8 protein-coding genes are annotated in these 8,481 nt (G+C 59.4%); 6 read left to right on the forward strand and 2 right to left on the reverse strand.

Going from position 1 to position 8,481, the window contains the following annotated elements; all coding sequences use genetic code 11:
• Positions 1 to 611 precede the first annotated feature (611 nt).
• Genes cas2 (JOD69_RS24145) through cas2 (JOD69_RS24160) form a run of 4 tightly spaced genes read left to right on the forward strand, consistent with a single transcriptional unit; the run spans position 612 to position 2,923 of the window.
• Positions 612 to 896 carry a CRISPR-associated endonuclease Cas2 gene (gene cas2 / locus JOD69_RS24145; protein ID WP_086135396.1) on the forward strand — a complete coding sequence of 95 codons (285 nt, stop codon included), beginning with the start codon at positions 612 to 614 and terminating at the stop codon, positions 894 to 896.
• 7 nt (positions 897 to 903) lie between these two features.
• Positions 904 to 1,845, forward strand: a complete 942-nt coding sequence (cas1, locus tag JOD69_RS24150; RefSeq protein WP_077732671.1) for a CRISPR-associated endonuclease Cas1 — start codon at positions 904 to 906, stop codon at positions 1,843 to 1,845.
• The gene (locus JOD69_RS24155) at positions 1,842 to 2,609 is read left to right on the forward strand and encodes a CRISPR-associated endonuclease Cas1 (RefSeq protein ID WP_086135395.1); all 768 of its coding nucleotides are present in this window, start codon (positions 1,842 to 1,844) and stop codon (positions 2,607 to 2,609) included. The genes cas1 and JOD69_RS24155 overlap by 4 nt, the downstream gene beginning before the upstream one ends.
• A complete protein-coding gene (gene cas2, locus JOD69_RS24160) occupies positions 2,609 to 2,923 on the forward strand; it encodes a CRISPR-associated endonuclease Cas2 (RefSeq protein WP_077732673.1) in 315 nt (104 codons plus the stop codon). Before JOD69_RS24155 ends, cas2 (JOD69_RS24160) begins: the two co-directional genes overlap by 1 nt.
• Before the next feature lie 770 nt (positions 2,924 to 3,693).
• Here cas2 (JOD69_RS24160) and JOD69_RS24165 read toward each other — a convergent pair.
• A complete protein-coding gene (locus JOD69_RS24165; protein WP_156879342.1) occupies positions 3,694 to 3,852 on the reverse strand; it encodes a hypothetical protein in 159 nt (52 codons plus the stop codon).
• A gap of 479 nt (positions 3,853 to 4,331) precedes the next feature.
• Between JOD69_RS24165 and nifL the strand changes: the two genes are divergently transcribed.
• Both nifL and nifA read left to right on the forward strand, forming a co-directional pair.
• Entirely contained in the window at positions 4,332 to 5,927 is a 1,596-nt protein-coding gene (gene nifL / locus JOD69_RS24170) for a nitrogen fixation negative regulator NifL (protein WP_240502432.1), read from the forward strand.
• Positions 5,920 to 7,452: a nif-specific transcriptional activator NifA gene (gene nifA / locus JOD69_RS24175; protein WP_077729108.1), complete on the forward strand. Its 1,533-nt coding sequence runs from the start codon at positions 5,920 to 5,922 to the stop codon at positions 7,450 to 7,452. The genes nifL and nifA overlap by 8 nt, the downstream gene beginning before the upstream one ends.
• Before the next feature lie 237 nt (positions 7,453 to 7,689).
• On the opposite strand, the gene JOD69_RS24180 is transcribed toward nifA, so the two are convergent.
• Complete coding sequence (locus tag JOD69_RS24180) at positions 7,690 to 8,220, reverse strand: hypothetical protein (protein ID WP_086135394.1); 531 nt, start codon at positions 8,218 to 8,220, stop codon at positions 7,690 to 7,692.
• Positions 8,221 to 8,481 lie beyond the last annotated feature (261 nt).

Below are 8,481 nucleotides of genomic sequence, written 5' to 3' on the forward strand. Positions count from 1 at the left end.
CGGCAACGTCTTGCCCAGCGTCTGGGTCCGATGATCAGTCGGAGATTCTGCCTCTTGTGGAATCCAGAATCGAGATATAAGGTCGGCAATCCCTTCCCAATCGCAAACGGTCGCTTTAGTCGCGACCTTCCAATCGCAAACGGGAACTTTGGGAGCACCAAAGTCCCCCTTCCAATCGCAAACGGTCGCTTTAGTCGCGACCCTTCCAACAAAGCCCTTCGCCGAGCCGATACGTCGGCAAGGGATTGCCGACCTACATATCCGAATCCTTTACACCGATTCGGAAAACGCTCTAACCGCAAACTCGGCCGATGCGCTTCGTGCCTCAGACTCACGAAGGCCGGATACGCTTCGATTAATCCGGCTTACATTCCGGTCGAGGAACCCGTGTGCGGGGCGACGCCCGGCTGCAAAATAGTCTCCCGCTCAAGAGCGCTTTTTAGCCGGCGCCCTCGCCCGTGCTGCCGCCACACGATGGGAAAAATGCCCTAGCCCCTCCCCTATTTTGATCAAGCCGCCTCGTCGCGGACTTTGGCGCGCGAAAACCGATCGATCAGCCCGCAAGCTTGTGAAATGCCCCGCCTTCGGCATGCGGCATTACAGTAGCGGCCATGAGCAAACGGTCGCTTTACATCGCCGCCTACGACATCTCCGACGACGCCCGCCTGCGCAAGGCGCTTTTCGTGCTGCGCAACTATTCCACCGGCGGGCAGAAATCCGTGTTCGAGTGTTTCCTGACCGAGGCCGAGAAACGCCAATTGATCGACGAGGTCCGGGAGGTCATCGACGAGGAAGCCGACCGATTTCTGCTCTTGCGGCAGGATCCCCGGATGAAGGTTCGCGTGCTCGGCATCGCGGTTCCTCCGGCGGACCCGGAGTTCTTCTACGTCGGCTGAGGATCGAATGGGCACGCTTTACCTGGACAGAAAAGACATCGAATTACGCCGCGAGGGCCGGCATCTCTGCCTTTACGAGGGAGGCAGCCGGAGCGCGACGATTCCCCTGAACGTGGTCGAGCGGGTGGTCGTCCGCGGACAGGCGACGCTCAGCACCGGCGTGCTGGGACTGCTCGCCGAGGAAGGCGTCGGCCTTCTGGTCCTGAGCGGCCGGCAGGGACGCACCGCGGCGATTCTGCACGGAAACCGACACGGCGACACCGCCCGGCGCATCGCGCAATACCGTTGGCACCACGATGACGAGTACCGGCTGCCCTGGGCGCGCCGATTGGTGGCGCTCAAATTGAAAGCCCAGGCCCGGCTGCTGCGCTCGGCGCTAAACGTCCGGCCCGATTGCCGCAAGCCGCTTACGGATGGCATCGCGCGAATTGATCGTGCCTTGGCAAACATTGAGGACGCGCCGCGGCTGGAACGGCTACAAGGGATCGAAGGCGCGGCCGCGGCGGCTTATTTCGCGGGGTTCACGCAACTGTTTCCGGCCAGTCTCGACTTTACCGGACGCAATCGCCGGCCGCCGAAGGACCCGGTCAACGCGGCCCTGTCGCTAGGATATACGCTGCTCCATTTCGAGGCCGTCAACGCCTGCCATGCCGCTGGGCTGGACCCTTACGTCGGCTTCTATCACGAACCGGCCTATTACCGCGAATCCTTGGGGGCCGACCTGATAGAGCCGCTGCGGCCGAGGGTGGATCGCTGGGTATGGCGGCTGTTCGCCGAGCGAACCCTGCGCGCCGATTCGTTCGCGACCGAAGCCGACCGCTGTCTCTTGAAAAAGAACGGCCGGGAAGTTTTCTATGCCCGCTACGAAAGCTTCGTCCGTCCCCTGCGTGGCCTGTTGCACCGCTACGGCCTGTTGATCGCGCACCGTCTGACCGAGGAGGCGCCGTGAGACCGCTGTATCTGCAAGGCGCGGGAACCACGATCAAGCGTGATGGCCCCGCTCTGCGCGTCATCCGCGCCGGCGCCGCGGAGCGCTGGTTTCCGTTGCGGCGGATCTCGCAAGTAGTCTCGGCGGCGCACATCGATTGGTCCGTCGACGCCTTGCTGGCCTGCGCGGAAAACCGCATCACCGTGAGCTTCATCGACGACGAGGGGGCGGTGCTGGCGAGATTGATAGGAAGGCCCGGAGAACGCTACGAGCTTCGACAGCGCCTGCTAGATTTTTTGCTGCGCCCGGATTGGCAGGATCTATATCTTCAATGGAACGGCGCTATGGAGCGCATGGCGGTGCGCAGCGTGATTCGCCGCACCGGCCTTGGCTTCGACCGTCCGCCCTCGGCGAAAGAGCTGCGCCAACTGTTCCAGGACGGTGCGCGGGGCATGGATCAACTCCCCGCCTACGAGCGTATCGGACGCGAGGTGTACGGGCTGCTGACCGGCCTGGTGACCAGGCATTTGGCCGACGCCGGGATTACCGCCGAATTGGAGCCCATGGGCGAGCTCAATCCTGTGATCGGCTTGAGTTCCATCCTGTTCTGGGATTTCCAGCTGGCACGGCTGGCCTGGCTCGAAGACCGGCTCCGCGAGAACCGGCTCGGCATCCCGGACCGTATCGAAATCGTCGGTTTTTTCGAGGCCCGTCGGAAACGCACGGAACATTTGACCCTCGGCCTGCTCAACCGGCTGCACCGCTGGCTGATCGAGCTTGTGTGATGCCGCTCAATCAAGCTCAAACCTACCTGGTGTGCTACGACATCGCCGATCCGAAGCGTCTGGGGCGGGTTCACCGCTTGCTCCGGGAGCAAGGCATCCCGGTGCAATACTCGGTGTTTACCGCCCAGCTGACGACCAAGGAACTGGGCCGAATCATTGCGGGCCTGGTCGAACGCATCGACGAGCGCGCCGACGACGTGCGGATCTATCCCTTGCCGAACCGTCCGGAAACCACCAGCCTGGGGCTTCAATACTTCCCGGACGGCGTGCTCTTGATCGAAAAAGGCAAGGACTTGCTGAGAGCGCTTCGTTAGAGCGTTTTCATCTCGCTCTACGGCAAAACAGGCCTGGCGGAAGTCGTTGGCGCCTTCGGCTGGGGTGAATTGATTCAAGCATTCGTAGGTCGGCAATCCTTTGCCGACGAACCCGCTCGCCCAACTGCACCGTCGGGAAGGGGGGCTTCGGCGCTCCAATCGCAAACGGCCATCCCAGGAGCGCTGGGATGACCCTTCCAATCGCAAACGGCCTGGCCGGGAGCGCCGGCCACGCCCTTCCCGAAGACGCCGTTTGCGATTGGAAGGGTCGCGACTAAAGCGACCGTTTGCGATTGGAAAGGATTGCCGACCTACAGGGTGATACGGTCGTAGATCTGCAGTCCCTTGCCGACGGACCGGTTGGCTTAACTGCACCGTCGGCAAAGGATTGCCGACCTACGCGCTGCACTCGCGTTCCACACAATTTTATGGAATGTACTTAGAACGGCATCGCCATGGTTTAGGCAACTTGACCGGTGCGGCTCATGCCGGACCATCCTTGTCCGGCACCAATCCTCCGGGAGAGGATTGGGACGCGGAGCGCCCGCGAGGGTGAAAAACAAGGATGTTTTTCATCAATCCTGCCGGTTTGTCGTTCCTCATCGCACCCTACAGTTTGTCGGCCGTAGGATGTGGTGACCGGAGGGAACCGCCCTTCGACCGGGCTCAGGACAGGCATCATTCGGGGACGCGATCGGTGCGGTTCGTTCCTCACCGCACCCTACGGGCGTAGGATGCGGTAACCGAAGGGAACCGCGTCATTCGAGGTACTACGCGATGCTCCAGGCGGTTTTCCCCGGAATCGGCGGTCTCGGGACGATGTAGAACGGAAGCTCGGTGGATTCGAGCGTCTCTTCGGCGCGCTCGGCCTGGGAACGGGGCGTTTCCGGGGGATTGGACTCTGCTTTGGTAGTCGATTCGCTGTTCATGTTCGGCCTCTCTGCTTGGGTTTTAAGGCGGCCTGGCTTACCCGGTGTCGGTACGGACTCGGCGCGACATGGCCGAGAAACGCCTACTTCGGTAAGCGGTTGGTCTTCGCGAAATTTCTAGCAACCCTCGCGCCACCTCGGCCATAAATACGTAACTAATTGATAGTTATAGAATTTCACGCGACCGAGTGCAGTCTTTCCTCAGCGGAATGCTTACAACGCTTATGCGCATCGTGAGTTTTCCGACAATAGGGATAGAGAGCCGGGAACGCTCCGAACGATCAGGACGCACCGAAAACGCCGCGCGAGCGGCACCCATGCCCACTTTTGTCGCGTTTGCGACAAAACAGTGCAAGAAAGCTTGAAGCGTCGGCCGAGCCGATCGCCTGTGTAAAAAAACGATAAGGGTCTCAGGAGCACTTCTTATCGATGGCATAAGCCTTGCTTAATCGATGAAAAATTGCACCGAAGAGGCGCTCGTGTCCAAACAATCTTCCAATAACCCGCCGCCCGAGCCGTTGGGGAAGTCCGTACTGGCCGACAATCGCATGCTGGCTCTGTTCGCGGAAACCGTGGAACAAGCGCCGGTGGCCATTTCGATCACGGACGACAAGGCCAATATTCTGTACGTGAATCAGGCCTTCACGCGTGTGACCGGCTATGCACCGGAAGAGAGCATCGGCCGAAACGAGTCCATGCTGTCCGACAAGAACACGCCGAAGGCTGTATACGACGAGCTTTGGAACCGCATCAAGTCGCAGCAGACCTGGCAAGGCTATCTGCTCAACCGTCACAAGGACGGCCGCCGCTATCTGGCCGATCTCACCATCGCCCCCATTCTGAACGACCGGCACGAGACCACCCACTACATCGGCATGCACCGAGACATCACGGAAATGTACCGGCTGGAGCAAAGGGTCAATCAGCAGAAAGTGCTCATCGAGACGGTGGTCGATTCGATTCCGGTCGCGACCGTGCTTTTGGACGAATCCGACCGTGTGGTGCTGGACAACAAGATGTACAAAACCCTGTCCAGCGATCTGGGCCTCAGCGACCCGGCCAGGACGTTCATCGATATCCTGCGGGAAGACATGGCGGAAGAATGGGAGCGGATGAAAAAGAAAAAATCCGGCTTTCATAACCGCGAAGTCCGTTTCGACCGCGGCGGGCATCACGCGCCCCGCTGGTATGCCTGCGCCGGCAGCTGGTTCTGCCAGGAAGACGACCGTGTCGAGGCGTTCTTTCACGAAAATAGCCACACTTATCTGCTGCTCACCCTGACCGACATCACCCAACAAAAAAAGCACGCCGAGGAAATCCGCATCAATGCGCTCAAGGCATTGATGGCGGAGGAAGAGAAAACCCAGCGTCTTCGCGAAACGCTGTCGGGAGCCATTCACCATATACAGGGCCCCATCAATCTGCTCAAAGCGGCCAAGACCATGCTGACGCGGCGTGGGCTCGATGACCGCAACATCGCGCTGGTCGACATTCTGGATCAGATCCGCTTGGCCGGCGAACAGTCCGTCGCCCACATGAAGCGATGCATACCGGAAAGCAACACCTCGGCCATGACGCCAGTCAATCTGAACCAGTTGCTGCACGAAACCATCGTGCTATTGACCGAACGGCTCCTCGCCAGCGGCATCGTCGTCGAGTGGAAGCCGACCCCGGTGCTGCCCGCGTTGATGGGCCAGGAGAGCCACCTCCGCACCATGTTCAAGCAGATTATCGAAAATGCCATCGAAGCAATGAACCAGAGCGGCATCGTCACCCGCGAACTGCGCATTTCCACGTGGTCCGACAAACATTTGCTGCATGTCTCCATCGAGGATACCGGCCCCGGCATTCCCGACGAACTGCGCATCAAGGTCTTCGAACCGTTTTTCTCCACCAAGAACGACGGCCATGGCGGGCATTCGGGCACCGGTTTGACCATGGCCCAGGAAGTTATCAATCAACACCTTGGACTGATCCGGATCGATCCCAGCTATCGGGACGGATGCCGAGTGCGTATCCAATTCAATATCCACAACATGATGTTCGTACCGGAGAAGGCTTCCGACCATGGATGAGCGTACTCAACTGATCGAGCGCGAACTGGACGCCCTTTACCAGGTCAGCCAAGTACTCAATCGACCTTTGGGGCTGAAGGAAAAACTGGAAGCCATTCTCGAGATATTGCAGGAGTGCGCCGACATGCGCTCCGGAATGCTGGCTCTCAGGGAACAGGAAAGCGACGCGTTCGAGGTCTGCTCGGTGCTGCGCAGCGACGGCGTCGAAACCCGAAAGCCGGTCCGCTACGAACCGGGGGAAGGACTCATCGGCACGATCCTGGATGCGGGGCGCACCATCGTGGTGGAACGCATCGCCGACGAGCCGCGTTTCCTGGGCAAGCTGGGCCTGTACGATCCGACGCTGCCGTTTATCGGATCGCCTATCCGCGTCGGCGACGACGAGGTCGTCGGCGTGTTGGCGGCACAGCCGGTGGACGCGAAATTGCTCGACGCCCGCGCACGGTTCCTGGAAATGGTCGCCAATCTGATTGCGCAAAGCGTGGGCCTTTTGCGCAGCATGGAGCAAAAGCAGCTCGATCTGGTCGCGGAGCGCGATCAGTTGAAACAGAGCCTCCGCAGGAATTACGGCTTCGACAACATCGTCGGCCGCACTCCGGCCATGCTGCGGGTTTTCGAACTGGTCCGGCAGGTCGCGAAATGGAACACCACCGTCTTGATTCGCGGCGAATCCGGCACCGGCAAGGAGGCGATCGCCAACGCCATTCACTACAACTCGGCCTGCGCCGGCGGCCCTTTCGTCAAACTCAATTGCGCCGCTCTTCCGGACAACCTGCTGGAATCGGAACTGTTCGGCCACGAGAAGGGCGCGTTTTCCGGCGCCATCAGCCAGCGCAAGGGACGTTTCGAACTGGCCAACCACGGCACGATCTTCCTGGACGAGATCGGCGAAACTTCCCCCACCTTCCAAGCCAAGCTGCTGCGCATCATTCAGGAAGGCGAGTTCGACCGCGTCGGCGGTACCCAGACGCTCAAGGTGCAGGTTCGCATCATCGCCGCCACCAACCGCAATCTCGAGGAAGAAGTCGAGGCCGGCCGTTTTCGGGAAGACCTCTACTATCGCCTCAACGTCATGCCGATTTTCATGCCGGCGCTGCGGGAACGGCTCGAGGACATTCCGGACCTTGCCGATTTCCTGCTCAAGCGAATCTCCCAGCAACAGGGCGGAAGACCGTTGATCATCAAGGAAAGCGCCATCCGGCTCCTGATGCGTCACGACTGGCCGGGCAACGTCAGAGAATTGGAAAACTGTCTGGAGCGGGCCGCCATCATGAGCCCGGACGGGATCATCGACCGCGACGTCATTGCCATGACCGGCCTGGAGGACGATGAAATCTCGGTTACCGGACCGGCTGCCAGAACGCCGGAGTTCAACCTAGAGGGGATGGACGAAAGAGAACAAGTCATCGCCGCGCTGGAGCAAACCGGCTGGGTGCAAGCCAAGGCCGCCCGCCTGCTGAACATGACTCCGCGCCAGATCGCCTATCGGGTAAGAACCCTGAACATCAAGATGAAGCGGATTTAGGATTCGCCGGCAAAAGGATTGCCGCCCTATGTTCGAAAGATGCCTGTCCTGAGCCGAGTCGCAGGGCGGCTCCCTTCGGTCACCGCATCCTACGTTTCTTATTCAGCCCATGCCGGCTCGGCAGGTTGGGAATCCCTTCCCGACGCAAAGGATTTTCCGACACGACGAATCGTCGGCAAAAGGATTGCCGAATACGGCGCATTCCGCGCGGAATACTGTTAATGCGGATGAAATGCTCTAGCTTCGCGCGTTCCGCCTGTGTTCCTCGTAACGCGAAATCAACCTGTCCATGAGAGCCTCGTTGCCTAGGCAAGCTTCCAGCTCGCTCGCGATCAAATGGTCGTAATGGCGGCGCAGCACGCTATCGGTCGGACGTGGAAAGGTGGTCGTCTCGATCATGTATTTAATATGGTTTATATGATGTCGCCTGAGCACCGAATCCTCCGGAATACTATGGCGAGGCCGCCTGGCTACCGATGCTCTCGGCGCATCCATCCGCATCGCGTTCGCCGGCGTTTTCGGCGAATCGACCCGCATTTCTCTTGCCGGTGCTTTCGGCGAGTCAGCCCGCGTTTCGTTCTCCGGCGCTTTCCGTAAATCCACCGGCATTTTGTCCACAACGATGGCGCGTTTACTTCGGCTACGCACGAGCAAATACACGATAAGCAGAATGATTAATAAAATGGCGATCGCTGCGATGATTAATACAGGTCGAAACTCGTCGTTCGCCAAATTTTGGAAAAGATCTTTAAGTTCAAATTGATCCACAATTACCTCCTCCCGCTCTATGAGTTGATTATGTCGTTTCCAAGGCGATACGTTTCGGCATCCGCCATCGCCGAGAAATAACGCAGTCGCCCGGCACCAATCTGTTATTGTGTTTTATACCTTTATTTACCCGGATACCATTGCGTCTAGAGCGTTTTCCGAATCAGTGTAAGGGATTCGGATATGTAGGTCGGCAATCCCTTGCCGACGTATCGGCTCGGCGAAGGGCTTTGTCGGCAAGGGATTGCCGACCTACGTTCT

It is taken from the genome of Methylocaldum sp. RMAD-M (assembly GCF_017832375.1).
GTDB lineage: Bacteria > Pseudomonadota > Gammaproteobacteria > Methylococcales > Methylococcaceae > Methylocaldum.